Source organism: Streptomyces sp. NPDC101227 (genome assembly GCF_044767545.1).
GTDB lineage: Bacteria > Actinomycetota > Actinomycetes > Streptomycetales > Streptomycetaceae > Streptomyces.
Map to the genome: position 1 here is coordinate 515,424 of NZ_JBIWOD010000003.1, position 25,785 is coordinate 541,208.

A 25,785-nucleotide genomic window follows, 5' to 3' on the forward strand; every position below is an offset into this window, starting at 1 on the left:
ACGTTTCCGCCTCTCTCCCGCTCCCGTGCCCGGCCGGTCACCATTCCGCGAACGCGCCGTCCTCATGACGCCAGACGGGATTCCGCCAGGCGTGGCCCTTCGCATCGGCCGCACGCACGGCGGCCTCGTCCACCTCCACGCCGAGTCCCGGGCGGTCGGTGCGCAGCAGCATCCCGTCATGGAAGCGGAACGGCTGCGGATCCACGACGTAATCCAGCAGCTCGGCGCCCTGGTTGTAGTGGATGCCCAGGGACTGCTCCTGGATGAGGAAGTTCGGTGTGGTGAAGGCGATTTGGAGGCTGGCGGCCAGTGCGACCGGGCCCAGCGGGCAGTGCGGAGCGAGCTGCGCCCCGTACACCTCGGCGAGCGCGGCGATCCGGCGCAGCTCGGAGATGCCTCCCGCGTGCGAGATGTCGGGCTGCAGGATCGACACGCCGGCTTGCAGCGGATCCAGGAACTCACGGCGGGTGAAGAGACGTTCACCGAGTGCGATGGGGATGGTGGAGGTGTTCACGAGATCATGGACGGCATGCATGTGGTCGGGGAGCACGGGCTCCTCGACGAACATCGGCGCGTACTCGGCCAGCAGCGGAAGCAGCCTGCGGGCGTTGGCGGGGGAGACCCGCCCGTGGAAGTCGAGGCCGAAGTCCCGTTCGTCGCCGAGCACTTCGCGCGCGGTCTCGGCGCGCAGCAGACACGCCCGTACCTCGGCGCGGGTGGCCACCGGGGTCATCCGGCCGCAGCCGTTCATCTTGACGGCGGTGAAGCCCCCCTCGATCTGCGCCGTGAGCGCGTCCCGGACGGCGCCCGGCTCGTCCCCGCCGATCCAGGCGTAGGCGCGGACCTTCTCCCGTACGGGACCGCCGAGCAGCTGGTGGACGGGGACGCCGTAGTGCTTCCCCTTGATGTCCCACAGCGCTTGGTCCAGGCCGGCGACGGCGGACGAGAGGACCGGCCCGCCGCGGTAGAAACCGCCCTTGGTCATGACCTGCCAGTGGTCCTCGATACGCGACGCGTCCCGCCCCAGGAGGTACTCGGACAACACCTCCACCGCCGCCCGGACCGGTTCGGCCCGCCCTTCGACCACCGGTTCGCCCCAGCCGACCACGCCCTCATCGGTCTCCACGCGTACGAACATCCAGCGCGGCGGGGCGAGAAACGTCTCGATGCGGCTGATCTTCATGCAGCGGCCCGTCCTTTCGGCGTCGGCTTCCTGAGCGTCGTCCTGCCCACGGCCGTGATCGCCGAAGCCGAAGCCGAAGCCGGAGCCATGGCCGGGGCCATGGCCGGGGCCGCAGCCGCTGTGCTCGCCACAGCCGTAGTGGCGGCGACGGCCCTGTTCACGGCGATTGTCGCGCGGAAGGGGCGGGGAGAGGCCGGCCGGCTACGGGTGTTCTCGGGCCGATTTGTCGAGCAATTCGAGCGTCGCCATATAGGCGCCGTCGACGTCCCGGTTGCGTACGGCCTCGACGACCGCGGCATGTGCGGCATACGGATGCTCGAATTCGCCGCTACCGTCGTGCACGGACCGGCCGCGCTGGATGAGGACGGGCACGATCACCCGGTGCAGCTGGGCGTAGAAGCGGTTGTTCGACGCGAGCAGCATCGCCGTGTGGAAGGACGCATCGGCGTGCACCAGCAGCGCCGGATCGCGGTCGGCGGCGCCCATCGCGCCGAGCGCGGATTCGAGCGCCGCGAGATCGTCATCGGTACGGCGCTCCGCGGCGAGCGCGGCAGCGGCGGGCTCGATGGACCGGCGGAGTTCGAGCAGGTCGGCGAAGAAATCGGAGGAGGCGCCCGCCGCGAGCTTCCAGCGCAGCACATCGCCGTCCAGCAGATTCCAGTCTTCGCGGGGGCGGACCAGGCTGTCGCCCTTCTGACGGGCGTCGACCAGGCCCTTGGCGGCCAGCACCTTGATCGCCTCGCGCGCCATGGTCTGGGTGACGTCCAGCTCCGCCATGAGATCCGCCAGGGAGAGGACGTCGCCCTCGCCATACGTGCCGTCGAGGATCCGTTTGGCGAGCGCTTCGACGGTCGCCTTGTGAACCCCGCCTCCCGCTTGCGGGGCGGCGTTCCCCAGCTGCGTCATCCTGCTGCTCCCTGTTCTGCTCCGCCCCCCTGCGTCCCTCCCCTCATGTCCCGCTACGCCCGCTACGTCAGGCCAGCCGTCAGGGCGTACCGAGTCACGACCCCACCTCGGCACGCCCTGACGTCTCCTCGCCCCGGCTCACGACCCCTTGCTGCCGGCTCCGGCGTCGCTGCCGGTGGTCGGGGCCCTGCGGCTGTTGGTACTGGTGCCGGGGCCGAGCGAACCGCGGCCGGCGTGCAAGGTGCCCTGCACCCGAACGCGGAACGACTGCCGTCCGGCCGTCATGCCGGATACGGGATGCCACTGCCCGCGGTCGAATTCCTGCGCCTCCTCCGGGTGACGGGCGCGCCAGTACGGGTTGTCGTTCGACAGCCCGCCGCTCACCCGTCCGTACATCCCGAAGACCAGCAGCATCAGCCCGACGATGAAGCTGAAGATGACGTTCTGGATCTGGAAGGCGAGGAAGTTCGCACCGGTCTGCAGCAGCGCCAGATTCACGAATCCGCTGAGGAGGAAGAGGACGCCCCAGACGATGTTGAGGGTCGAGGCGAAGTTCCCGCCGATGACAGCGCCGACGGCGAGTATCGCGCCGACGATGATCGAGAGCACGCTCAGCGCACCGTTGGTGTTCAGCCCGGCGACGGTGTCGCCGCCGGTGTCGAAGAAGCCGATGTTGTGCGTCAGGCCGAGGACGCCGAAGGCGATCAGCACCAGGCCCATCAGCCCGGCACCGATCCGGTAGACCTGGCTGAGCCGGTGATCGACGGGCAGATGCTCATCGAGCCGGGTGTGGTGCCGCTTGACCCGGTGGAATGGGTTCGCGGGCCCGTGCAGGGTCTGGTCCGTAGCCCCAGTAGCCATGTCCGGCCTCCTTCGCGCAGATGTGCCGCCCTGGGCCGTACTCACTTAAGCATCCGCCAAGGCGCCGCTTCACGCCATCGCGCCTCGGCACGGAATCGCCTCCGGCGCCGGGGCCACCCCCGGTCGCCTCCCCTGCCTCAGCCGCCGGCCGTGCCGCGCGCGTCCCGGATCTCCTGCACCACCCGGGCCGCCGTCAGCCGTACGGCCTCGGTCTCGGTCAGGAAGTGCCACCAGTCCGGATGCCGCCCCTCCAGGCCCGCAACCGCCCGGTCCAGCCGCGCCACCGCGTCGTCCAGCGGCCCCGCATGCCGCGGATCGGGGGTGCTGCGACCGGACATCGCCAGCCGCTGCGCGTCCCGGATCGCGAAGCGGGTCCGCTCGACCTCCTTCTGCCGGTCGAACGACACCGCGTCCAGCCGCTGCAGCCGGTCACCGGCCGCCGATACCGCTTCGTCGGTGCCGTCCAACAGCGCCCGTGCGGTCCCCAGCCTGCTCGTGGCGTCCGCCCAGCGCTGCTCGTCGCGGGCCTGCTGCGCCTCCCGCAGCTTGACCTCGGCCTGTTTCACGGACTGCGCGGCCTGCTCCGGCACATGCTGCAGGTCCTGCCAGCACGCCGCGCTGTACCGCCGCCGCAGCTCGCTGAGGATCGGATCGACCTTTTCGGCACGCGTCGTGATCGCCTGCGCGCGCGTCCGCAGCGACACCAGCCGCTTGTCGAGCTCCGCCGCCTTCTCCGGCAGCCGCGCGGCCTCGGTCCGTACGTCCTCGGCCCTGCGCAGTACGTCGTCGGCACGCCGGATCGTGTCCTGTACGCCGTGCTGTCCGGCGCCCTGGTTGAGCTTGGTCAGCTCCGGCGCGAGCGCCGCCAGCCGGGCCGCCAGATCGTCGGCCTTCAGCCCCTGCGCCCGGACCGCGTCCAGGGCGCCGCTCGCCGCCAGCAGCGTCTGCCGCGCCCGCTCCACCGCCGGGGCCAGCCGGGCCAGCTGCGTCTCGGCGCTCTGCAGCAGCGGCCCGAGCCCCTGCGCGAAGCGGTCGAGTTCGCCCTTGACACGGTCGAGCTCGTCCTTGGCACGGGTCAGATCAGCCCGCGCCCGCGCCGCCGCCGCACCGTCCAGGTCGTCACGATCAAGATCATGGGAATCGACGGCGGTGATATAGCCCTGGCTCACCTCATCGATCCGGCGGCCGAGCCCCTCGTACTCCTCCGCGGCCCTCCGGGCCGGCGGCGAACTGTCGACCGCGGTGATGGTCTCTATCGAGATCCGCAGATCCCGCTGCGCGGTGTCCAGCTCATAGAACGCCGCCGCCGCGGCATCCTTCGCGGCCTGCGCGTCGGCCCGCTGACTCTCCCCGCGCCCGAACCAGCGGCGCGTGCCCCCACCCGCGAACGACTGCGGCGCCATCGCCACCAGCAACGGCAACGGCAGGAGCATGAGCGCCACCATGTCCCTGACGGGACCCCCACGCGGACGACGGCGTGCTCGCTGCTCGTGCGGCTGCGTGTGTGTCGCCGTCACATCCCTCTCCCGATCGGATTCGCCCCAGAACCGACTGTCATTCTCCCACTCCACGGAAACGAACACACCGGCCGGTAAGTTCGCAGTTCGAGCATGGGTTTGCAGTGCAGCCCCGTCGGCAAGGTACTCTGTCGGCTCGGCCAGGGCGCATAGCTCAGCGGTAGAGCGCTGCTCTTACAAAGCAGATGTCGGCGGTTCAAATCCGTCTGTGCCCACTGCGCTGACCAGCGCAAATGCATCAAATGTCCTTCCTGATCGTGATCCGGAAGGACATTTTTGCGTTGTGGGGGAGGCGCCAGGGGGCGCACTCGGCCCGAGGAAGCAGGGCTCGAACGCGGAGTGGGGCGCGAAGCGGTGGGGACGGGTGTCGGCGGCCGGTCCGTATGACTTCGGCTGACCTCGGCGTCCGGCGCCGGAGGGGGCCGGCAAGGCTGGGGCGTGCGACGGACCCTGCCACCCGGACCGGCTTCGGCTGGGCCGAAGCCGGTCGGGATCGTCGACAATCCGGCACTGCGGCCAGGACGGTCACCGGCAGCGTTCTTCTACGGCCGCACCGTCGTCTGCCGCCTGCTCCGCCGGCGCGGCGAGAGCGGTTTCGGTGGGCTGTCGATGGTGCTCAGGACCGCTTCGTGGCGGTGCGCACCGTGCCCTTCCCGCCGGCGAGCTTCCACTCGCGGTTCAACGGGCCGAGCGGAATGCTCCGTTCGAAGATCGGCGTGCCGAAGATGTCCAGATGCGTCCAGAGCGCGCCGGACAGATCGACCCCGCCGAACGCCGCCCACTTGCCGGTCGCCGAAGCCGTGCCGTCCGAGGCGCCCGTGGCCGTGCCCGCCACCTCGGCACGCAGGTACGGGGCCACCGTGCCGGTGACGCCCACGCTGCCGTAGAGGCCGATACTGGCTTCGGCGCCGAGTGAGGCCTTGACCTTGCCGGCGGCGGTCGCGGTCGCCGTCACCGGCGTTCCGTTCATGCGGGCCTTGGCGATCGGCGTCCAGCCCTTGGCCCGGTTGTACGAACCGCCGACCCGGAAGTCGCCCTTGACCTTCTGCTTGACGTCGACGCTGACCTTTCCGTCGGCATCGACCTGGAGGTAGCAGGTGAGGTCGAGGTTGACCACAACCGGCACCGCGCCGACCTGGATGACGGGGTCGGCATGCAGCTTGGCGAACGGTACCCGCAGGGGCTTGCCGTCCGTGGTGGAGGCGGCCGCCCGCCCCTTGAGCTCCCACTGCGAGGACCAGTCGCCGGCCAGGCTCAGGGACGCCGTTCCCGGCGTGCCGGAGGCGCGGCCCTTGCCGTCGTAGGAGAAGTCGACCTCGGGAGCCAGCTGGACGAAGCCCGAGGCGGAGGCGTCGACGGAGCCGGCCGATCCCTTCACCGTGGGGAGCGCGGCGCTGACGTCGACCCGCAGGCTGCCGAGCGGCAGCCGCGCGCCCTCGGGCCCGAAGCGCAACCCGCCGGTCTTCGCCCAGGAGACCTTCACCTTCGGGGCGAGCGGCTCGACCTTCACCGCGGAGGGGTCGACGGGCACCTGCCCCTTCGCCGTGGAGCCGCCCAGCAGGGAGCCGAGGTTGGCACGGGTGGTCTTGACCTCGGTGCCCTTCCCGGTCGTTCCCACCACCTCGGTGACCTTGGCCAGCACGCCCTGGGGCGCACCGGGAGCGGGGGCACTGGCGATGACGTCCCCAACGGCAATGGGCGCCGCCGGCTTCGGCGTCGCTTCCTTGCTCTTCGGTGGAGTAGCCGCGGTCGGCCCGGAGATGACGGCCCGTCCACTGCGCTTGTCGAACTCGGCAACCTTCAGCGACGACTTGGCCGCCGGCTCGCCGCCCGACTTGGGCGTCGCCACCGCGCTGGGCGTGGCCCCGGTGGGCGCCGAGGCCACGGCGAGCGGCGGCTGCGGGTCAGCGTTCCGGGCAGCGGCGGCCACCGGCTCCTTGCCATCGGCCGAACCGGCGGCGGAGGGCCCGGAGGAACCCGCCGAACACCCGGCGACGAGCAGGGACGCGGCGGTCAGTGCCGGTAAAACGGCATAGGTAGCGGTCTTGCGCACAGTTGGTTCCTCGGGGGCGTGATGTGGGGACGGCCGAAGGGAGTTGGCACTCGGGCCGATGCATTACTCGCAGGTAATGATTGCCAAGATCGTGCCACGGGTCCCACGCCCGCTGCGCCAATGCGCCTGGCCCGGGGGAATGATCTGGATCACATCGAGGGGTGTAATCCCGAGTAGTGGGCCCGGCGTTGACGCTTTGGTGATGCGGTCGTCGACTCGACCGCAATGCGTTGTGTCTGGCTCCGCGACGCCGCCCCCCGGGCCGGTGGGCAACGGGGCGGGACCCGTTCACCAGCCCCTCTGTGTACGGGCTAACTGGCAGGCGCATGCGCGCAGTTCCACCGCGGGGGTGAGAGCACGCAGGGTGCCGGCTGACGAGACTTCCGCGAGATTCCGGCTGGGGTGGATTCGATGCCGTTCGGTAATTCGGGCCCGTCGAACTCGTGTGGAATTGCTGGGCGTTCTGCAAAAGGTGAGGAGCGTTGAGCGGGAGATCCAGGCGGCGGGTGCGCTTTCCGCGGTGCAATCGCAAGGTCATCTGCGTGGGGTAGTGGGTTGTCGGGTCTCGTGTCGGCGGTTCGCTGAAATCAAGGGGACGTGTGAAAGGTGTCGATCTCCGCGTTGTCGAGTCACGTGGCGACAGGCGGCAGCCACCGGCCTGGCGCTCGGCGGGTCCGGAACCCGCACCCGCGATGCCGCCCCGATGTCCCCCCGCCTCGATTGCCCTTCCCGCCCAGATGTACCTGCCGCGTCGCGCGTGCGTGCCGTTCGTGGTGCCGGTGCTCGCTATGGTCCCTGCATGCAAGCAGGAGATTTCGCCACATGGGCGGGCGTAGCTGTCACACTGCTCATTTCGGTCTGTGCCTGGACCGACTCGCGGCGGAACGCCCGTATCGGCCAGGAAGCCAACGAGATCAGTCATATGCAGGCGGAGGCGGCCGAGCGGCGGGCGAGTGTGGTGGAGGACGCCCTTGCCGCGGCGCTGCGCGTTCTGGGTGAGCGGGCGCCGGGGCTCTCGCTGGAGCTGCCCGAGTCCTGGGTCGGACGGCGTGGTGAGGTGCGGTGGGAGGTGCGGCGTTGCGGCAGGCATCGGTTCGTACTGCGGAATGTGGGCTCGGATACCGCGTTCGGGGTGCGTATCGACCCCGATGGCCTGGGGGTGAGTGCGCGCAACCTCCCGCAGGACGCCACGGTCCGGCCCGATGGGTCCGTGCAGTTCGTGATGGCGGCGGGCTTCGGGCGCCGGCTTCCGGATGAGGTGTGCGTCCGGTGGGGCGGGGGCGGGCAGGCGGGGTTGCGGGCGCAGGCCGTGACGGTCTCCGTCGAGTAAGGGGCTCTGGTCCTCCACGGGTGCCTTTGGGGTAATTCGCGGGGATTTTGGTGGGCTCCCAGACCTGGAGCCTTCGATGATCTTCGCCGCGAGGTTGTGTGGCTTGTTCGTGGTTGTCCCTCCCGGGGTGGCTGTGTATCGTCGTGGCGGTGACTTGAACTTTCAAGTAAATCTTCAAACTGTTCGGCCCGCCCCGACCTCGACACGGGAAGAGCGCTCGCTATGACGTCCCCCCTCAGCACTCTCCAGACCCCCATCCTCGGCGCGGATACGCGCCAGGCACCGTCTGCGCACGGCTACGACGCAGGGCTTCTCCTGCTGCGCCTCGCGCTCGGGCTGACCATGGCCGCTCATGGGGCCCAGAAGCTGTTCGGCTGGTTCGGGGGCGGTGGGCTGGAGGGGACCGGGCAGTTCTTCGCGATGAGCGGCTATCCGTCGGGGAAGACGATGGCCCTGGTCGCGGGGGTGAGCGAGACGCTCGGCGGGCTCGGGCTGGTGCTCGGGCTGCTCACGCCGCTCGCGGGCGCGGCGGTCGTCGGCACGATGATCAACGCTCTTGCCGTGAAGTGGGGCGGCGGCTTCTTCGCGCCCAAGGGTGTGGAGTACGAGCTGTTGCTGACCGCGGGCGCGGCCGCGCTGGCGCTGGCCGGCCCCGGCCGCTTTGCCGCCGACCGTCTCCTGCCCGTGCTGCGCGCCCACCGGCTCGCCTACGGCGTGGTCGCGCTGGTGCTCGCCGTGGTGGCCGCCGGGGGCGTGCTGCTGGTCCGGAAGTAGCCAGGCACGCCTTCGCGGGGCGCCCCTGCACAGCGGCGCATTCGCAGCGGCAGGCATTCGCAGAGGCAGTCATCTGCAGGCAGAAGCAGGAAAACGCAGAAGTAGTCGGACCGTGGCGCCCGGGGGGCGCCACGGCGGGAGTTGGGAGAGAGCCTTGTCCGTACGCCGTCTCAATCACGCGGTGCTCTATATCCGCGATGTGGCGCGATCCGTCGCCTTCTACACCGAAGCCCTCGGGCTGACGCTGGATGTCGAGATACCGGGGCGCGCCGCCTTCCTCAGCGCTGCCGGCTCGCTGAACGACCATGACCTGGGGCTGTTCGCCGTGGGGCCGGACGCGCCGGGCCCCGAGGCCGGCCGGGCCGGGCTCTACCACCTGGCCTGGGAGGTCGGCACCCTCGGCGAACTCGCCGCGACCGAGGGGCGGCTCGCGGCGCGCGGCGCCCTGGTCGGCGCGAGCGACCACCTCGTCTCCAAGTCCCTCTACGCCAAGGACCCGGACGGCAACGAGTTCGAGGTGATGTGGCGGGTCCCGCGCGAGGAGTGGCCCGGCCCGGACGAGCTGGACCGGCTGCGCCCGCTCGATCTCGCGGCGGAGCTCGAGCGCTGGGGGCCCGACCTGATGACCGGCGCGGCGGCCGGCTCGGCCACCTGACCGCCGCGCGGCAGCGGGAGGCGTACGGCCTCTAGGAGTCCGACGCCGCCCGCGCCGCCCAGCGCTTTTCGACGCCGGACAGGCGCCAGTACGTCAGCGCCGCCGCCCACACCACCACGAACAGGCCGACGATGACGAAGCCGACATTGTCGAGGTCGAGGCCCGAAATCCAGCCGGTCACCGGGTCGTTGAGGGCCAGCTTTTCGTGCAGCACGGTCACCAGCTCGATGGTGCCGATGAAGAAGGCGACGGCGATCGACAGGCCCGTGATGGTGAGGTTGTAGTAGACCTTGCGCACCGGGTTGGAGAACGCCCACTGGTAGGCGAAGTTCATGAATGTGCCGTCGAGGGTGTCGAACAGGCTCATTCCGGCGGCGAACAGCAGCGGCAGGCACAGGACGGCGTACCAGGGAAGGCCGGCCGCGGCGCCGCTGCCCGCCATCACCATCAGCGTCACTTCGGTCGCGGTGTCGAAGCCGAGCCCGAAGAGGAAGCCGAGCGGGAACATCTGGCCTGGCCGGGAGACCGCGCGGGTGAAGCGCCCCAGGATGCGGTTCATGAAACCGCGCGCATCGAGTCGCTGCTCCAGCTCGGCCTCGTCGTACTGGCCGTCGCGCATCCCGCGGAAGACCCGCCAGATCCCGGCCAGCGCGATGAGGTTGAGGGCGGCGATGACGTAGAGGAACGTCCCCGAGACCGTGGTGCCGATGGTGCCCAGGACCTGGTGGGTACGGGACTCGTCGTTGAGGAGCGTGCCGGCGAGCTGGGCACCGCCCGCCACCAGGGCGGCCATCGCGACGACCACGCTGGAATGGCCCAGGGCGAACCAGAAGCCCACCGAGACCGGGCGCTTGCCGTCGGCCATCAGCTTGCGGGTGGTGTTGTCGATCGCGGCTATGTGGTCGGCGTCGAAGGCGTGCCGCATGCCGAGCGTGTACGCCGTGACGCCGAGCCCGACGCCGAAGACCTGGCTGCCGACGGAGTAGTGGTACGGGACGACGAGCAGGAACAGCACGCCGAAGGCGACGACGTGCAGTCCGGCTATGACGGCCATCAGGCCCGCGGTACGGACGGTGTCCTGCCGGCGCCAGCGGAACGCGGCGGAAGCAGGGGTGGTCGGGGTATCGGTGGACAGGGCCATCCGGCGGTCACGCTCCAGCACCTCGTGGATCAGTTCGTGAGATGCCGTGGCCGGTCTCCTGGCTTACAGGTGCACGCTTCCGGGCCCGCCTTCCCGGCCGCGGGCTGCGGTCAGTGGCGCCGTAGGCGCGCAGGCGCATACGGAAGGGCTGGAAACTCCCCGATCACAGTGGCGAGGGCCGCTCCGGCCTGGGACCACAAGGTCCGTCACCGGTCTTCCCGAACACCACGGCACGGCCACTCTATCCGCCGCCCCCACGCGGCGGGGACGACGGCCCTTTGGGGCCGCGCGGCGTCAGGGCGTCAGGGCGGAGAGGAAGGCGCGCAGCTCGTGGTCGTAGAGCGAGGCGTTCTCCAGGTTGACCATGTGGCCCGCGCCCGGTATTCGGACCCGGTGGGCGCCCGGGACGGCGAGGGCGATCGCATGGGCGTTGGCGGCTATGTCCCTGCTGTCGAGGTCGCCGTCGAACACGACCGTCGGCACCCGTATCTCGGAGAGCCGGTCGGCGGCGCCGACCTCCATCGGCATTCCGGCGCCCACGCCGTCGGCGTGCACCTCGACCGTCGCCGCGGCCGAGGCGCGCATCCGCTCGCGCAACCCGGGGTGCACAGCGGACGGTTGGCGGTAGGGGCCGTCCACCCACATCCGCAGGAAGTGCTCGATATAGCGCTCCATGCCGTCCGGTGTGCCGATCGCCGCCACCTGCTCCTTGATGTGCTCCCGGACGAACGGGTCGGTGAAGGGGCGACCGCTGACGCCGGGTGCGGCGAGCGCCAGGGCGGCGACCCGCTCCGGGTAGGCGATGGCGGTGTCGAGGGCGATCCGCGAGCCGTGTGAGAGGCCGACGAGGATGGCACTGGGGACGTCGAGGGCGTCGAGCAGGGCGCACAGATCGTCGTGGTTGGCCCAGTCCCCGGTCACGGTGGAGGACAGGCCGTGGCCGCGGGAGTCGTAACGGATCACGCGGTGGCCGGAGCCCACCAGCCAGGAGAACTGCTCGTCCCACATGTGCTGGTCGAGCATGCCGCCGTGCAGCAGCACCAGTGCGGGGCCCTCGCCTGCCGTTTCGTAGAACAGCTCGCCGTCCTTGATCGGCACGGTGCCGTTGTCGAGCTCGGACCACGCGGCGAATGGGTGGGTCATTCTCTCTGGACTCCCTTGCGTGAGAGATGTGGGCGATATGGCTGATATGGGCGATATGAGGGGTGTGGGTAATGTGGTGGTGAGGAGTCTTGGGGTGGTGCCGTGGCTATGGGCGCTCTGCGGGCTGGTCGTCCTTGCTGTCCGGATCTCCTGGGGCGACGCGTGAGTCGTTCGCCAGGCGCCGGAATTCCTCGCCCAGCCGGTCGAGTACGCGAAGGGCCGTTCTGACGTCGCCCGTCGAGAGGTCGGTCAGGCCGCGACGCAGCTCGGCGGCCTCGAACTCCTGGATTCCGCGCATTACCTCGCCGCCCTCGGGGGTGAGCTCGATCAGGGACGAGCGGCGGTGTGCGGGGTTGGGGGCCGTCACCACCAGACCCAGCTCCGCCGCGTGGTTCACCCAGCGCTGCACCGGCTGCCGGTCGAGCCCCATGGTGCGGGCCAACTGCGGCACGGTCCGGGGGCCTTCGCTGCGCAGCGCGTCGAGCAGGGCGTGCTCGCCGGCGGTCATGCCCGTGCCCTCCAGCTCCCGCTCCACCGCGCGCACGATCGTGCGGTGCAGGGGCCACAGGCGCCGTATCACGTCGTACAGAAGCTCTTCGGTGGGAGCCGGCCGCTCGTCGCCGTCATCCGTCTCAACGACACTCATGATGTCATGATGACATCGAAGATGTCGTTTAGGAAGGGGCTCGGCGAGGAAGGATGGTGGCGAGGCGACCGGAGGATCCAGGGTGGGAGGGGCGGAAGATGACGGTGCGTTTGCTACGTGCGGTGGGGGCGGCTACCGCGGTGTACGGGGTGGCGGTGGCCGTGCTGCCCGATCTGCTGGCTCGGCCCTCGGGGCTCGTCGACGACGACGGGCGGAGTGAGCGGGCGACCCGGACCTCGCTGCGGCCGCTCGGCTGGCGGGAAGCGGCGAGCGGGCTCGCGATGGTGCTGGCCCCCGAGGGGCCGGCGCTGCGCACGGCGGCGTATCTGCGTATCGCGGCGGATTTCGGGGACGCCGCGCTGCTCGCCGCGACCTTGCAGGGAGGCGAGCGGAAGGCGAAAGCGGTGGCGGTGTCGTTGGGGTGGGGAGCGCTGTCCGTCGTGGGTCTGCTGGGGGCGATGCCTAGTCGGCCCGGGGGAGGGGGGCTTCTTCGGGGGCGAAGGTGACGATGAGGTCGGCGCGGTCGCGGGTCGCCGCCACGGTGCGGGCGTTGGCTTCGTCCGAGGCGTGAACGAAGCGTTCGGCGTCGGCGTGCGGGCGGCCGAAGCGCTCATGGCGGTCGACCAGGCGCCGGATGCGTTCCGGGGCGTCCAAATCGACGTACCAGACCTCGTCGAGAAGGGCGCGGATGCGGGCCCATGGCGCGGAGTCGAGAAGGAGGTAATTGCCCTCGGTGACGACAAGGGGGACATGGGGTGCTACGGCGATGCTTCCGGCGACTGGCTCCTCGATACGGCGGTCGAAGGCCGGGGCGTAGACGGCGGTGCCGGGTTCCGGGGAGCGCAGACGCGTCAGCAGCGCCGCATACCCGGCGGGATCGAAGGTGTCGGGTGCGCCCTTGCGGCCGATGCGGCCCAGGCGGTGCAGCTCCGCCTCGGCGAGATGGAAGCCGTCCATCGGGACGAGCACCGCCTGGCCCGCCAGCTCCGCCACCAGGTGTGCGGCGAGGGTGGACTTGCCGGCGCCGGGCGGGCCCGCGATGCCTAGCAGGCGGCGTCGGCCGGGGCGGGCGGCTGCGGCGAGCCGGCGGGCGCGGGACAGGAGGTGCTCGGGATCCATGATGTGTCCATCGTGCCCGATGGGCGGCTCGGCGTCGGGGCGGGTCAGCCCTGGTACTCCATCCCGTACTTGGCGCCGATCTCATTGAGGCGGCCGAGGTCGGGGTGCCCGTCCTTCATGACCACCGGCCCGGCCTCGAACATGTCCTCCACGAACGACTCCCAGCCGCCGGGTGAGGAGATCTGCAGGCATCGTGCGGGTGGCTGGGAGGCGTTGCGCAGGGCGTGCGGTACGCCGTGCGGCAGCAGGGTGCACATACCGGGAGTCAGCCGGTGGGTTGCGCCCTCGATGTCGACCTCCATCTCGCCCGCGAGGATGTAGAGAAATTCGTCCGCGTCGTGGTGGACGTGCGGCGGGATGTCGATGTCGAGCTGGGTCTCCAGGACGGAGAGCCGGCCCTCGGTCTCGTTCGCGCGGGCCTTGACGGCAAAGCCCGGCGGGAGGGGTGCCCGCCCCGGTCGCCGTTCCCCGGCCGGCAGCACGAAGAAGCGCTCCGCGGGCCGCCCGGATTCGTCTGTCTCGTTGCGCATGGTGATCGCTGATCCTCTCCGAGGAGGCGGAAGGGGGAGGCGTGTACGGGAACGGGCGAGGGGCATGAACCGGACCACGCACACGGAACCGGGACCGGAACAGAGCAAGAAGAGGAACTGGAATCCGATTCCGTTTAATGAGCCTAGCAGTAGCATCGGCCGTGTGACAGCCTCCTCATCCGCTTCCTCCCCCTCCTCCGCGCCGCAGCGCCGGCCGCGCGCCGATGCCGAGCGCAACCGCACCCGTGTGCTCAACGCCGCGCGCGAGGTGTTCCGGGCGCGGGGCGACGAGGCGCAGATGCCCGAGGTCGCCCGTGCCGCCGGGGTCGGTGTCGGGACGGTCTACCGGCACTTCCCCAGCCGGGCGGCCCTGATCGCCGCCGTGGGGGAGCAACGGCAGGCGGAGATCGTGGAGTTCGGGCGTACGGCCTGTCTGCCGTGTGCGGAGGCGGCGGAAGGACTGGCCGCCTACATCCAGCACATCGGCGAGGCGCTCAGCGCCGAACGCGGGCTGTCCGCCTCCATCGAGGCGGCCTTCGGGTCCACCGAACCTACCGGGGAGGGGCGGGCGCGGGCCGAGGGGGTCGCCGCCCAACTCCTGGCGCGTGGCCAGGAGGAGGGCACCGTACGGGCGGATGCCGAGGTCGCGGATGTGGTGATGATCGTCTGCGGGCTGGCCGCGGTGATCCGTAACGACGCCGGGGACTGGCGCCGCTATGTGCGCAACGCGTGCGCGGGGCTGCGGGCCCCGGGCTGAGCCCGTGAGCCCGCCGGTCCTGCGACCGTCTCAGCCCGCCGCGCCCAGCCGCCACAGGGAGGTGACCTCGGCCGCGCGGGCGACGTACAGCGGGTCGGAGGTATCGCGGGCGCGGGGATGACGCGGCGTGATGTCGAGCCGGTCCAGGACCGTGAGGCCGCCCCGTGCGAAGGCGTCGAGGAGTTCGGCGCGCGGCCGCAGGCCGAGGTGTTCCGCCAGGTCGGACAGGATCAGCCAGCCCTCGCCGCCCGGTGTCAGATGGTCCGCCAGGCCACCCAGGAAGCCGTGGAGCATCTGGTTGCCCGGGTCGTACACCGCGCGCTCCACCGGGGACGTCGGTTTGGCGGGCACCCACGGGGGATTGCAGACGACCAGCGGGGCGCGCCCGGCCGGGAACAGGTCGGCCTCGACCACCTCCACCTGCCCGGCGACACCCAGCCGTTCGGTGTTCTCGCGGGCGCACGCCAGCGCACGTGGATCCTGGTCGGTGCCCACCACGCGTCGCACGCCGCGCCGTGCCAGCACCGCGGCCAGTACGCCGGTCCCGGTGCCGATGTCGAACGCCAGCTCCCGGCCGGGCAGCGGCGCCTCGGCCACCAGGTCGACGTATTCGCCGCGGGCCGGTGAGAAGACGCCGTAGTGCGGATGGATCCGGTCGCCGCCGAGCGCCGGGATCTCGACGCCCTTGCGGCGCCATTCGTTGGCGCCGATGAGGGCGAGCAGTTCGCGCAGGGAGAGCACGGAGGCGGTGCCCGGAGCGTCGGGCTCCGCGGGTTCCGGGGCCGCCGGCGGGCCGTACGCCCTGGTGCAGGCCTCGCGGACGTCGGGCGCGCGGTGCAGCGGGACCGCGTACGACACATCGAGCGGGATCAGCAGCATGCCCAGGATGCGGGCGCGCTGGTTCTGCGCGGCGCGGTGCAGATGGAAGGCCTGCGTGACGTCGGCGGGGGGCGTCTTACGGGGGCGGCGGTCGATGCGGCGGGCCATCGCCGTCAGCAGCTGGCGGGCGTTGTGGAAATCGCCGCGCCACAGGAGCGCGGTGCCCTCGCAGGCGAGCTTGTAGGCGTCGTCGGCCTTCGTGCGGTCGTCGGCGATGACGATCCGGCGGGGCGGCGGGGAGCCGTTCTCGGAACGCCAACGGGCGGAGCGGGCCTCGTCGGCCTCGGTCCATTCGACGACCGGCGGAGAGTTCACCGAAATGTGCCTTGCGTTAGGGGTTCGAGCCCCGCCCTGCGCAGGGGGGACGGTCGACTTTACTCCGTGCCGGGAGGGAACCTCCGTCCGCTGTCGTCGGCACCCGCGCGGGCGCACGATGGAGATAGCAGGACAAAAGGCGCGTCGGGGGTGAGGCGCCGTCGCCGGAGACGTCGAACGTCATGGGGGCGTGCATGGCGGAGAGCGGGAGCCTGCCGGTCATTGTCGCGGTGGACGGATCGGTGGACAGCGAGCGGGCGTTGCGCTGGGCCGGGGAGGCGGCGCGGCTGCGGTCCGCGTCGCTCCAGGTGGTCCATGTCTGGCCGTATGTCACCGCCGCGCGAATCGCCGACGACGACGGAACCGGGGATCCGGTGCTGGACGAGCTGCGCGCGCAGCCGTTGGCCTGGAGCCTGCCGGACGTACAGTTCCGCAGCCTCAGCGGGCTGACCGAGACCCAGCTGCCCGCGCTCGGCGCCGAGGCGCAGCTGCTCGTACTGGGCTCCCGCGGGCGCGGCGGCTTCGCCAGCCTGCTGCTCGGCTCCAACGGCCTGGCCTGCGCCGCCCAGTCGGCCTGCCCGGTCGTGGTGGTACCGCGCCCGGACCGGGGCGGCGCCGAGCGCGGCGAGAACGGTGAGGCGTTGCCGCCGCCCCTCCCGCAGGTGACCGTCGGTGTGGACGCCTCCTCCGAGGAGCCCGGCGCGATCGGCTTCGCGCTCACTGAGGCGCGCCGCCGCGGCGCCCGGCTCAAGGTCGTCTCCGGCTACTCCTGGCCGATGCTGATGCCGCCCGCCTTCGAGTATGTGACGGCGTACGCGACCACGCAGCGGGAGTACGAGGGGGCGCTCGGTGCCGAGCTGGCGGGCGCGCTCGCCCCGCACCGCGCCCGGTACCCGGACGTCGACGTCCAGGTGGAGCTGCGGAACGCGGACGCCGCCGGGCAGTTGGTGGAGGCGTCCGGGGAGAGCGATCTCGTGGTGGTCGCGCGGCGCCGGCGCCGGCTGCCGATCGGCCGGCGGCTGGGCACGGTGGCGCATGCCGTACTGCTGCATGCCGTCTGTCCGATCGCGGTCGTGCCGGAGGATCCGGAGGCTTAGGGCGGCCTGTCCGATGGGTCACGGCCGGGCCCGCGGGACGGAGCGAGCGCAGCGAGTGCAGCGCATCGGACGCCGCGGCTTTTCCGGCTCCGACCCATCGGACAGGCCGTAGGCGCGCCCACGGCGCCGGCCGGCCGGAGTCGGCCGGACGGTGCGCGTCAGTCGATGCCGAAGGCCGCCGGATAGCGGACCGCGCCGCGCGGGGGCGTGGAGTCGTCCAGGGGCAGTGCCATGAAGGCCTCGTCGGGCCACGGCTGCGGGGGCCGTATGCCGAAGCGGGACGCGGCGGGCAGGAAGCCGAAGCGCGGGTAGTACGGCGGGTGGCCGAGCACGATCGCGGTCCGTTCGCCGGCCGCCCGCGCCGCCTGGAGCAGGGCCCGGATGACCGCACCGCCCGCACCCCGCTTCTGGTGCTCGGGCGATACCGCGCACGGGGCGAGCGCCACCGCGGGGACATCGTCGACGTAACAGCGCGTCAGCAGGGCATGGGCGGCGACCGTGCCGTCCGGGGCGTCGGCGACGTACGACAGGCCCGGGAGCCAGGCCGTCTCGTCGCGGCGCAGCGCATCGACGAGGTCCGCCTCCGCCGCCGATTCGAACGCGGCGAGGTTGACCCGGCGGACCGCCGGTATGTCCGCGGCGGTCTCGGGGCGGGGCCGCCAGAGGCCGGCCCGCCCGGCGCCGATGCCGGCTGCCGGGTCGCTCATGCGGCTCGGGCCGGCCGCGCCGTACGCCCCGCTTGCATCGTTCGCCTTACTCGCACTGCTCATGCGGACAATCGTCGCACCGGGGTCTGACAACGGGCCACGCGTTTTCCGTCGGCCGCCCGCCGCGCCCGTTGCCGTCAGCGAGCCGCCCGGCGCTCCGGCCGCCGCATCAGGAACACGGCCGCCGATCCCGCCGCGAACAGGGCGAGCACGGACAGCGCGGGGCCCACCCAGGACGTGCCGAGCCACTGGCCGCCGAAGTAGCCCAGGCTCACGCTGTACGCGGCCCAGGCCAGACCGGCCAGCGCGGACCAGGGCAGGAACTCGCGGACCGTACGGTGCGCGACACCGGCGCCGAGGCTGACCACGGAGCGGCCGGCGGGTGCGAAGCGGGCCAGGACGACGATGCCGCCGCCCCCGCGGGTGAGCGCCGCACCGAGGCGTTCCTGCGCGGCGGACAGGCGGCGGGAGCGTCCGATGGCCCGGTCGAAGCGATCGCCGCCGCGCCAGGCCAGGCGGTAGGCGACCATGTCGCCGAGCACGGAGGCGGTGGCCGCGCACAGCACCAGGGAGAACATTTCGGCCAGGTGGGGAGCCCCACCGTGGACGGCGGTGGCGACGCGCACGGAGCCGACCGCGTCGGCTGCGGTGCTGGTGCCGGCGGCCGTGGTCGCCGCGGCGATCACCAGGACCCCGCTGGGCAGGATCGGCACAAAGACATCGAGGACGACGGAGAGGCTGACGATCACATACACCCAGGGGGTACCACTGAGGGATCCCAGGCTTTCCAACAACGCGCCACTCCCGGTCCGGACCCCGCCGCGACGTCGCTCGGTGCGGCAGGGGCGGCTCTACAGCCATACAGCGTACGCCTGGCCTTCTCGGCCGTCTGACCTGGGGCGCAAATTGTTGTATGTGTCACGTACCTTGAGCGTCGAGGCACTGCCGCGACGCGACACGGCCCGTACGGTAGCGGTGCCGTACGGGCCGTGAAGGTGCCCCGGGTGCGGAGGTCCCGGGGCGGGGGCGTCAGGCGGCGCTGGGCTCGCGCTGCGCGACCGGCGCCTGCTCGGGCTGGCGGTCGCCGAAGAAGAGACGGTCGAGAGACCAGGCGCCGGGGCCTATGAAAACGATCAGCAGGAAGGCCCAGGAGAACATCGCGGACGCCTCGCCACCGTTCTGTATCGGCCACAGCGCCGAACCCTGGTGGGCGGAGAAGTACGCGTACGCCATCGAGCCGGAGCTGATGAACGCCGCCGCGCGGGTGCTGAGGCCGACCATCACGAGGATGCCGCCGGCCAGCTGGATGACCGCGGCGTACCAGCCGGGCCAGGCGCCCGTCGGGACTGTGGCGCCGGTGCCCATGGCGCCGCCGAGGACGCCGAACAGCGAAGAGGCGCCGTGGCAGGCGAAGAGCAGCCCGACGACGACGCGGAAGAGCGCGAGTATGTGCGGGGTCGATCTCTGCGTGAAGGCGGTGAGTGGAGCGGACATCTGGGGTCTCCTACGGTTTCTGGGGACGAGGTAACCGTTTGGAGCCATAGGTTAGGCGAGCCTAATCTGTACTTGCAAGTTCAACTTCTGTCGGAACCGCCGAATCCCGCGCCGCCAGCGGCTCCCGCGCCGCCACCTGGAGCGCCGCCCGCGCCACCGCGTCCGTATCGGCCAAGGTCACCGACCCCACCCCGGGGCGCGCCCCGGCCGCCGTCACCCAGTGCACCCCCTCCGTCGGCACGCCGACCGCGAACCGCCGCGGATGGGGCCTGCCATCGGCCTCGATGAGGCGGTACGGGCTCGGCGACACGTCCAGCCCGCCCGTCTCGTAACCGTCCACCGTGTGCGGCCGGCACCCCCCGTCGGCCAGCAGGCCGGCCAGCAGCTCATCGGCGGTGCGCCGCAGATCCGGCTCCGGCAGCCGCGCCTCTATCAGGGCCGCCGCCGTCACCTCGGACCCCGGGACATCCGGCGAATGCGCCGTGAAGCCCGGCCCGTGGCCGTCCGCGGCGCCGAGCCGTACCGCCATGCGGGGCCCGACCACCTCCAGTACCCCCGCCTCCATCAGCGCCGCCATCTCCTCTATGCGGCGCCGCGGCGGCCCGATGGACAAGAACGCGTTGAGCGGGGTGTACCAGCGGTCCAGGTGGTCGCGGCGGGAGGCGCCGCGCAGCCCGCCGTGGTCGACGATCTGCCGCAGCTCGTTGCGCAGATCCCGCAGCACGTCCAGCGCCGCCTTGACGGGGCCCGCGACATTGCCGCGACGGGCGTCCGCGACATCCTGCCGCAGCCGCGCCAGCAGCCACTCCCGGAAGGCGGCACGGTCGGCGAAATACCGGTCCGCGTGCGGGCTGGAGACCCGGTCCCAGTCCCAGCGTTCGGCCGGCGCGATGCCGAAAGCGTCGAGAGCGGCGGCCTCTTCGGGGCTGCGGTGCGCGCTGCCCAGGAAGCGCGTGCGGAACCGCTCCCGGCCCGGGGCGCCGCCTGGACCGCGGCCGGCCAGCAGCGCCTCGTAATAGACCGTCTCCACCTCCTTGGCCACCAGGGGCCACACCTCCGCCAGGAAGTCGGGCAGGTCACCGGAGTCGGCACGCTTACGGAAGCCGGCGATCACGTCCTCCGTGAGCAGCAGCGGCAGATGACGGCCGTGCGCGCCCTTGGCGTTGTCACCTCGCGCGTGGTACGGAACGCCGCGCCGCGAACCCGCGTACAGCCGCGGCTCGCGCCCGGACGGCTGATAGACCAGCGTCCCCTCCGCGCCCCGGACGAACCGGCCGCCGCGGGCCGTCGTCAGCAGCGCCATGTGATCGAAGAAGTTCAGGCCCAGCCCGCGCAGCAGTACGGGGCGGCCCGGGGCCAGGGCCGACAGCTCCGGGGCGAGGTCGGCGGGATTGGCGGGCGGGAGGTAGCGCAGGCCGCGGACGGCGGCGTACTCGGCGAGCCGCCGCTGCTCCGGAGCGGGTGCGGACGGCAGATGGCCCTGGGCGAGCACCACCGCGCCCAGGCCGTGCAGCGTCCGGCCGTCGTCCAGACGCAGCGACTGGGAGCCGTCGGAGGCCTCCGTCAGACGCACCGCGCGGGCGGCGTGCGTCACGACCGTTATCCCTTCCGGGGCGGTGCGCACCACCTGGCCGTGGAACCACTCCAGATAGCGGCCGTACAGCGCCCGCCCCGGATAGTCGTCCGGGCCGACGTCACAGCCCTCCCAGGCATACAGGCTCGGCCCGGTGCGTATCGGCCCCGCGCATGCCACGCTCTCGTCGGTGAACAGCGTGACCTGCGATGCCACCGTGTTCATCAACAGCTCGGGCGACTGGGCGGTACGCCATACCTGGCCGGCGCCGGGCGGTGCGGGGTCGATGAGATGCACGGTCGGGCGGGCGTCCGCGGCCAGCTCGGCGGCCGAGGCGCAGATCCGCTCCAGGACACTCGTGCCGCGGGGCCCCGCGCCCACGATGGCGATGGCGGGCCGGGCATGGTGGTCGGCGATGCGGTCGGCGGCCAAGAGGGGCACTCCCTGGAGCGGCGGGGCGAAGATGCGGCCTATCATCACCGCCCGCCCGCGCGCCGCGGCACCCGGGTCGGTAAAAGAAATGCCTCTGATCCGCGGGCCGTCCGCCGAGCGGACGACGGCCTACGGGCGCCGAACCTCCCGCATCACCGCTTTCCCCGGCAACCCGCTCACCGGTGGCAAAAACCCGCCGGACCGCCCCAAGCCCCATGCCGGCCGCACCGCCCGCGCGCCGCGGCGCCCGCCGCCCGGTGGTCCCGGCCGGCGGGCGCGAGGCGCAGCCGGACGGCTCAGCAGCCGTCCAGGATCTTCTTCAGCGCGGCCTTCTCCGCGGAGTCCGCGGTCATGCCGTACTCGTGCTTCACCCACACCCACATCCGGGCGTACTCACAGTGGAACGAGGCCTCCGGCGGCAGCCACTTGGCCGGGTCCTGGTCGCCCTTGGCCTGGTTGACGTTGTCGGTGACGGCGATCAGCTGGGAGTGCGTCAGGTCGTTGGCGAGCTCCTGGCGACGCGCTGTGGTCCACTGCGCGGCGCCCGACTTCCACGCCTCCGAGAGCGGTACGACATGGTCGATGTCCAGGTCGGACGCCTTGGTCCAGGTCGCCCCGTCGTACGCGGAGACCCACTTGCCGCTCACCGCCGCACAGCTGCCGTCCTGCTGCACGTCCGTGCCGTCCCGCTTGAGCACCACTTCGCGGGTGTTGCAGTTCTTCCCCTGGTCGATCCAGTGCGGGAACTTGTCGCGGCTGTACCCGTCCTGCGGGCCCTCGGGCTGCTCCTTGATCTGGGTGAGGTACGTCCGGGCGGTGGCGGCGTCGGGCGGGCTGGGCGGCGCTGCCTGGGCGGACTGGCCGCTCAGCATCAGCGTGCAGACCAGCGCGGTGGCCGCGCCCGCGGAGATGGTCACGCGACGCGCGTAGACCTTTGACATCGGAACTCCCTTGAAGTGGGGGGAAGTTGAGTTCGGTGCGGGCCCATGGTGGCGACGTGGGGTTTCCACCGAATGGGCACCAGGTAACAGAGTGGCGACATGCTCACGTCAGTTCAAGGGTCTGGCGGAATGCGCTGACGGAGCGCCATGAGCATGTCGGAGCAGTCCGGTTGGGCCACCCCCGCGCATGCGCCCCCCTACAGTGAGCGCGTGCTGCTGCCGGTCAACGTCACCCTCGGGGTCGTCCTCGCCGTCCTGTTGGTCGCCGCCGTGGCCGTCGCGTCCCTGGCGCGCCTCGGTCATGCCAGGGCCATCGCCGTCGCGGGCCTGCGCGCCGCCGCCCAGTTGGCCGCCGTCTCGTACCTCATCGGCTGGGTGGTGGGGGCGCTCCCCTGGCTGGTGTGTTTCCTCGTGCTGATGTTCGCGGTGGCGGTACGGACCGCGGGCCGCCGGATCACCCAGAACCGCACCTGGTGGTGGGCCGCCGCGCCGATCGCCGCCGGGGTGGCCCCGGTCGTCGGCCTCCTGCTGCTCACCGGCCTCCTCCCGCCACGCGGCCTCACCCTCATCCCCGTCACCGGCATCCTCATCGGCGGGGCGCTGACGGCCACCGTTCTGGGCGGGCGACGTGCGCTGGACGAGCTGGAGAGCCGGCGCGGGGAGTTCGAGGCGGGCCTCGCGCTCGGGCTGCTGGACCGGGACGCGCGGATGGAAGTGGCCCGCCCGGCCGCGTCGGACGCGCTGCTGCCGGGGCTGGACCAGACCAGGACGGTGGGGTTGGTCACACTCCCCGGGGCCTTCGTCGGGATGCTGCTGGGCGGCGCCTCGCCCGTACAGGCCGGTGCGGTACAGCTGTTCGTGCTGGTCGCCCTGCTGGCGGTGCAGGCGGCGGCCTGCGCGGTGGTGCTCGAGCTGGTCGCGCGCGGACGGATGCACCGCGTACCCTTGACGGCAGCAGAAGGGGAGTAGCTCTCCGCCGGACCGTCGACATACTGCGTTCCCACCCGTCGCCCGACCACCACCCCTGGTGGAGCGCGCTCCGCGCGCACAGACGGATGGGCGCGCCGGCGCCCGGAGCCCGGTACGTAACCCGTACCGCGCCAGCGAGACCTTCGGCCGCAGTGTTTGACGCTGCCGTGCCGAAGCGATCCCTCTTCCGGGCCCCTTTGGCGCGGCCCGACCGATCGAGGTATTCACCCCGTGTTCAGCTTCACCGTCGCCGCCGTGGTTTTCGGCGTCATCTTCCTCGCCGAGCTGCCCGACAAGACCGCCCTCGCGGGCCTGATGCTCGGCACCCGTTACCGGGCCTCATACGTCTTCGCCGGCGTCGCCGCCGCCTTCCTGGTGCATGTCGCGCTCGCCATCGCCGCGGGCAGCGTGCTCACCCTGCTCCCGCACCGCGTGGTCCAGGCAGTGGTGGGTGTGCTGTTCCTGGCGGGCGCCGCCGTCCTGCTGTTCAAGAAGGACGACGATGAGGAAGAGGTGACGAAGCCCGCCGACCAGAGCTTCTGGAAGGTCTCCGGGGCGGGCTTCACGATGATCATGGTCGCCGAGTTCGGCGATCTGACGCAGATCATGACCGCCAACCTCGCCGCCCGTTACGACGACCCTCTCTCGGTCGGCGTCGGGGCCGTCCTGGGCCTGTGGGCCGTGGCGGGCCTGGGCATCCTGGGCGGCCGCACGCTGATGAAGTACGTACCGCTCAAGCTGATCACCAAGGTCGCGGCGGGGGTGATGGCGCTGCTGGCCGGGTTCAGCCTGTACGAGGCGATCGCCGGCTGAGGCGGCGGCCCGTCGGGAGGGCGGCCGGTCGCACGACCGGTCGCCCTCCCGACGGTCAGGCCGCGATGTGCAGGGCTATCAGGCCGTCGGCCTGCGCCTCGACACGGATCTGCGTGAGGTCGCGCACATGGGCGGTGGGCGCGAAGGCGGCGGCGCGCTCGCCGACCCCGACGACCCGCATGCCCGCCGCCCGCCCGGCCGCGATGCCCGCCTCGGAGTCCTCGAAGACGAGGCAGTCCTCGGGGGCGTGGCCCAGTTCTGCGGCGCCCTTGAGGAAACCCTCCGGGTCGGGCTTGCTGGCGCTCACGCTCTCCGCCGTGATCCGTACGGACGGCATGGGCAGCCCGGCGGCACCCATCCGGGCATCGCTGAGGGCGGTGTCGGCGGAGGTCACCAGGGCGTGCGGGAGCCGGGCTATGGCGGCCATGAAGGCGGGCGCACCGGGGACCGGCACCACGCCGTCCACGTCGGCGGTCTCCTGCGCCAGCATCCGGCGGTTGTCCGCCAGGTTGAGCTCCATCGGGCGGTCGGGCAGCAGCGCGGCCATGGTGGCCCAGCCCTGCCGCCCGTGGACGACCTCGAGCACCTCGTCCGCGTCCAGGCCCTGCCCGGCCGCCCAGCGGCGCCAGCAGCGCTCGACGACGGCCTCGGAGTTCACGATCGTGCTGTCCATGTCCAACAGCAGGGCGCGGGCGGTGAGCGTGGTGGTGGCCGTCATCGGCGGGCTCCTGGGCGCTACGGGCGGTGGGGGCACGCGTGAGGTGCATGCGGACGTGCATGCAGGCGCGCATGCGGACGTGCAGACGTGCGTGGGTACATAAGCGGTCCCGCCCGCCGGTCAGGGAATGCGGGCGGAACCACTTTGTTTCTACACGATACAAAACGGTTCGGGGTCCGGACAACCGCCCCCGGTCACGGTGGGCCCGCACTCACGGATCCGGCCCCTGCGGAACCGCCCCTCACGGCTCGTCGGTCCGTGATTCCAGGGACACCCGGGTCTGCTCCCCGTACACGCCGTCCTGGTCGCCGCTCACCCCGTACGCCTGCTGATAGCTCGACACCGCGTTCCGTACGTCCGCGTCGTACCGCCCCTCATTGAGGCCCGGATAGCGGCCCAGCTGCCGCAGCCGGTCCTGCAGCTCCGCCACCTCCGGGCCGCTGGACCCCTCGCGCAGCACGATCGGGCCGGTGGGCGCGGAGCTCGGCCGGCCACTGGGGGTGCGGCCGACGCTGCCGGAGGCGCGGGTGGGGGCGGGCGGGCGCGGCGCCGCCGTCCGGTACGGCGTGACCGTCTCCCGGGGGGCCGTACGGGATCCGGGGCGCTGCGAGGGCGACCGGTGCGGGGGCGGGGCGGAGGGGGTGCCGGTTTCGGAGGGGCGGGGGCCGCGCGTGGGGAAGACGGCGGTGGGGGCGGCCGTACCGTGGTCGGGCGGCGCGGCCCGGTCCCGTTCGCCGCCGGAGAGCGCATCGCTGCCGATCAGCACCGCGGTGGCCGCCACGGCCGCTCCGGCGACCGCCAGTACGGCCGGTAACCCGCGCTTGCGGGGTGCGGCGCGACCTGCGGAGGCACCGTGGGAGACCGGCCCTCCCGGGGCGGCCTCGGCGACCGGCTCCGCCTCGGACGACAGGAACGTCCGCGAGGTGGGCCCGGAACGGCGCGGCCTGGGGACCGTGGACAGCGCCTCGGGGACCAGGGAGGCGGCCGCTGCCGTACGGATGTCAGGGCGGGCGTCGGGGCTTTCCCCCGAGCGGCCCAAAGGGGCGTCCCGCTCCTCATCGGCCCCGTCCTGGCCGGGTAACGACACATACGGCCTGACGCGCAGCGGATCGAAGTCCTCCGCGCCGGCCGCCGCGCACAGGCAGGTCGGCCGCCCGTCGCCGCGTACGGGGGCAAAGCAGTGCGGGCAGGTCTGTGCCGTCACGAACGGTCGCCTCCAGGGAGCCGTAGAG

26 protein-coding genes, 1 tRNA gene and 1 riboswitch are annotated in these 25,785 nt (G+C 72.0%); of the genes, 9 read left to right on the forward strand and 18 right to left on the reverse strand.

Annotation, left to right across the window (positions count from 1 at the left end):
* Positions 1-37: 37 nt before the first annotated feature.
* The 4 genes from dgoD to ACIRPT_RS09150 form a co-directional block, all read right to left on the reverse strand.
* Positions 38-1,183 carry a galactonate dehydratase gene (gene dgoD, locus ACIRPT_RS09135; protein ID WP_403824392.1) on the reverse strand — a complete coding sequence of 382 codons (1,146 nt, stop codon included), beginning with the start codon at positions 1,181-1,183 and terminating at the stop codon, positions 38-40.
* Positions 1,184-1,384: 201 nt separating this feature from the next.
* Entirely contained in the window at positions 1,385-2,089 is a 705-nt protein-coding gene (locus ACIRPT_RS09140) for a FadR/GntR family transcriptional regulator (protein ID WP_403824394.1), read from the reverse strand.
* Between the two features lie 138 nt (positions 2,090-2,227).
* Entirely contained in the window at positions 2,228-2,950 is a 723-nt protein-coding gene (locus ACIRPT_RS09145) for a DUF4383 domain-containing protein (RefSeq protein WP_403824397.1), read from the reverse strand.
* A gap of 137 nt (positions 2,951-3,087) precedes the next feature.
* The gene (locus ACIRPT_RS09150) at positions 3,088-4,467 is read right to left on the reverse strand and encodes a hypothetical protein (protein ID WP_403824400.1); all 1,380 of its coding nucleotides are present in this window, start codon (positions 4,465-4,467) and stop codon (positions 3,088-3,090) included.
* A gap of 143 nt (positions 4,468-4,610) precedes the next feature.
* Between ACIRPT_RS09150 and ACIRPT_RS09155 the strand changes: the two genes are divergently transcribed.
* Positions 4,611-4,682: transfer RNA gene (locus ACIRPT_RS09155), tRNA-Val, on the forward strand.
* Between the two features lie 401 nt (positions 4,683-5,083).
* On the opposite strand, the gene ACIRPT_RS09160 is transcribed toward ACIRPT_RS09155, so the two are convergent.
* A complete protein-coding gene (locus ACIRPT_RS09160) occupies positions 5,084-6,520 on the reverse strand; it encodes a hypothetical protein (RefSeq protein ID WP_403824403.1) in 1,437 nt (478 codons plus the stop codon).
* A gap of 799 nt (positions 6,521-7,319) precedes the next feature.
* Between ACIRPT_RS09160 and ACIRPT_RS09165 the strand changes: the two genes are divergently transcribed.
* The 3 genes from ACIRPT_RS09165 to ACIRPT_RS09175 all read left to right on the forward strand — a co-directional run bounded on the left by ACIRPT_RS09165 (position 7,320) and on the right by ACIRPT_RS09175 (position 9,279).
* Positions 7,320-7,850: a hypothetical protein gene (locus ACIRPT_RS09165; RefSeq protein ID WP_403824406.1), complete on the forward strand. Its 531-nt coding sequence runs from the start codon at positions 7,320-7,322 to the stop codon at positions 7,848-7,850.
* 222 nt (positions 7,851-8,072) lie between these two features.
* Positions 8,073-8,624 (forward strand): DoxX family membrane protein, encoded by a 552-nt coding sequence (locus ACIRPT_RS09170; RefSeq protein ID WP_403824409.1) that lies wholly within the window; start codon positions 8,073-8,075, stop codon positions 8,622-8,624.
* 154 nt (positions 8,625-8,778) lie between these two features.
* Positions 8,779-9,279 carry a VOC family protein gene (locus ACIRPT_RS09175; protein WP_403824411.1) on the forward strand — a complete coding sequence of 167 codons (501 nt, stop codon included), beginning with the start codon at positions 8,779-8,781 and terminating at the stop codon, positions 9,277-9,279.
* Between the two features lie 31 nt (positions 9,280-9,310).
* Here ACIRPT_RS09175 and ACIRPT_RS09180 read toward each other — a convergent pair whose 3' ends face one another.
* The 3 genes from ACIRPT_RS09180 to ACIRPT_RS09190 form a co-directional block, all read right to left on the reverse strand.
* Entirely contained in the window at positions 9,311-10,420 is a 1,110-nt protein-coding gene (locus ACIRPT_RS09180; RefSeq protein ID WP_403824652.1) for a HoxN/HupN/NixA family nickel/cobalt transporter, read from the reverse strand.
* Positions 10,421-10,450: 30 nt separating this feature from the next.
* Positions 10,451-10,665: riboswitch (cobalamin riboswitch) on the reverse strand.
* A 49-nt stretch (positions 10,666-10,714) separates the two neighbouring features.
* Entirely contained in the window at positions 10,715-11,563 is an 849-nt protein-coding gene (locus ACIRPT_RS09185; protein WP_403824414.1) for an alpha/beta fold hydrolase, read from the reverse strand.
* A gap of 106 nt (positions 11,564-11,669) precedes the next feature.
* On the reverse strand, positions 11,670-12,209 hold the full coding sequence (locus ACIRPT_RS09190; protein WP_403824417.1) for a MarR family winged helix-turn-helix transcriptional regulator: 540 nt from the start codon (positions 12,207-12,209) through the stop codon (positions 11,670-11,672).
* 98 nt (positions 12,210-12,307) lie between these two features.
* Here ACIRPT_RS09190 and ACIRPT_RS09195 point away from each other — a divergent pair, with 98 nt between their 5' ends.
* Positions 12,308-12,715: a hypothetical protein gene (locus ACIRPT_RS09195; RefSeq protein WP_403824420.1), complete on the forward strand. Its 408-nt coding sequence runs from the start codon at positions 12,308-12,310 to the stop codon at positions 12,713-12,715.
* Here ACIRPT_RS09195 and ACIRPT_RS09200 read toward each other — a convergent pair.
* Together ACIRPT_RS09200 and ACIRPT_RS09205 are read right to left on the reverse strand one after the other, a co-directional pair.
* Positions 12,672-13,328, reverse strand: coding sequence for a nucleoside/nucleotide kinase family protein (locus ACIRPT_RS09200; RefSeq protein WP_403824423.1), 657 nt, complete (start codon positions 13,326-13,328; stop codon positions 12,672-12,674). The genes ACIRPT_RS09195 and ACIRPT_RS09200 overlap by 44 nt on opposite strands.
* A 44-nt stretch (positions 13,329-13,372) precedes the next feature.
* Positions 13,373-13,858: a cupin domain-containing protein gene (locus ACIRPT_RS09205; RefSeq protein WP_403824426.1), complete on the reverse strand. Its 486-nt coding sequence runs from the start codon at positions 13,856-13,858 to the stop codon at positions 13,373-13,375.
* A 163-nt stretch (positions 13,859-14,021) separates the two neighbouring features.
* Between ACIRPT_RS09205 and ACIRPT_RS09210 the strand changes: the two genes are divergently transcribed.
* Positions 14,022-14,615 (forward strand): TetR/AcrR family transcriptional regulator, encoded by a 594-nt coding sequence (locus ACIRPT_RS09210; RefSeq protein ID WP_403824429.1) that lies wholly within the window; start codon positions 14,022-14,024, stop codon positions 14,613-14,615.
* A gap of 30 nt (positions 14,616-14,645) precedes the next feature.
* Here the strand turns inward: ACIRPT_RS09210 and ACIRPT_RS09215 are convergent, their stop codons facing one another.
* Complete coding sequence (locus ACIRPT_RS09215; RefSeq protein ID WP_403824432.1) at positions 14,646-15,809, reverse strand: methyltransferase; 1,164 nt, start codon at positions 15,807-15,809, stop codon at positions 14,646-14,648.
* A 194-nt stretch (positions 15,810-16,003) separates the two neighbouring features.
* On the opposite strand from ACIRPT_RS09215, the gene ACIRPT_RS09220 reads away from it, so the two are divergent.
* The gene (locus ACIRPT_RS09220) at positions 16,004-16,906 is read left to right on the forward strand and encodes a universal stress protein (RefSeq protein WP_403824435.1); all 903 of its coding nucleotides are present in this window, start codon (positions 16,004-16,006) and stop codon (positions 16,904-16,906) included.
* A 158-nt stretch (positions 16,907-17,064) separates the two neighbouring features.
* Here ACIRPT_RS09220 and ACIRPT_RS09225 read toward each other — a convergent pair whose 3' ends face one another.
* From ACIRPT_RS09225 to ACIRPT_RS09245, 5 genes are all read right to left on the reverse strand, one after another.
* Positions 17,065-17,613 carry a GNAT family N-acetyltransferase gene (locus ACIRPT_RS09225; RefSeq protein WP_403824654.1) on the reverse strand — a complete coding sequence of 183 codons (549 nt, stop codon included), beginning with the start codon at positions 17,611-17,613 and terminating at the stop codon, positions 17,065-17,067.
* Between the two features lie 137 nt (positions 17,614-17,750).
* Complete coding sequence (locus ACIRPT_RS09230) at positions 17,751-18,407, reverse strand: DedA family protein (RefSeq protein WP_403824437.1); 657 nt, start codon at positions 18,405-18,407, stop codon at positions 17,751-17,753.
* A gap of 235 nt (positions 18,408-18,642) precedes the next feature.
* Positions 18,643-19,107 carry a DoxX family protein gene (locus ACIRPT_RS09235; protein ID WP_403824440.1) on the reverse strand — a complete coding sequence of 155 codons (465 nt, stop codon included), beginning with the start codon at positions 19,105-19,107 and terminating at the stop codon, positions 18,643-18,645.
* A 61-nt stretch (positions 19,108-19,168) separates the two neighbouring features.
* Positions 19,169-21,157 carry an FAD/NAD(P)-binding protein gene (locus ACIRPT_RS09240; RefSeq protein ID WP_403824442.1) on the reverse strand — a complete coding sequence of 663 codons (1,989 nt, stop codon included), beginning with the start codon at positions 21,155-21,157 and terminating at the stop codon, positions 19,169-19,171.
* A 251-nt stretch (positions 21,158-21,408) separates the two neighbouring features.
* The gene (locus ACIRPT_RS09245) at positions 21,409-22,053 is read right to left on the reverse strand and encodes an HNH endonuclease family protein (RefSeq protein WP_403824445.1); all 645 of its coding nucleotides are present in this window, start codon (positions 22,051-22,053) and stop codon (positions 21,409-21,411) included.
* Positions 22,054-22,263: 210 nt separating this feature from the next.
* On the opposite strand from ACIRPT_RS09245, the gene ACIRPT_RS09250 reads away from it, so the two are divergent.
* Together ACIRPT_RS09250 and ACIRPT_RS09255 are read left to right on the forward strand one after the other, a co-directional pair.
* A complete protein-coding gene (locus tag ACIRPT_RS09250; RefSeq protein WP_403512224.1) occupies positions 22,264-23,022 on the forward strand; it encodes an ABC transporter permease in 759 nt (252 codons plus the stop codon).
* A 231-nt stretch (positions 23,023-23,253) separates the two neighbouring features.
* Complete coding sequence (locus tag ACIRPT_RS09255; RefSeq protein ID WP_403511839.1) at positions 23,254-23,835, forward strand: TMEM165/GDT1 family protein; 582 nt, start codon at positions 23,254-23,256, stop codon at positions 23,833-23,835.
* 55 nt (positions 23,836-23,890) lie between these two features.
* Here the strand turns inward: ACIRPT_RS09255 and ACIRPT_RS09260 are convergent, their stop codons facing one another.
* Both ACIRPT_RS09260 and ACIRPT_RS09265 read right to left on the reverse strand, forming a co-directional pair.
* Positions 23,891-24,553, reverse strand: coding sequence for an HAD-IA family hydrolase (locus ACIRPT_RS09260; protein WP_403824448.1), 663 nt, complete (start codon positions 24,551-24,553; stop codon positions 23,891-23,893).
* A gap of 241 nt (positions 24,554-24,794) precedes the next feature.
* Positions 24,795-25,757, reverse strand: coding sequence for a peptidoglycan-binding protein (locus ACIRPT_RS09265; RefSeq protein WP_403824451.1), 963 nt, complete (start codon positions 25,755-25,757; stop codon positions 24,795-24,797).
* Positions 25,758-25,785 lie beyond the last annotated feature (28 nt).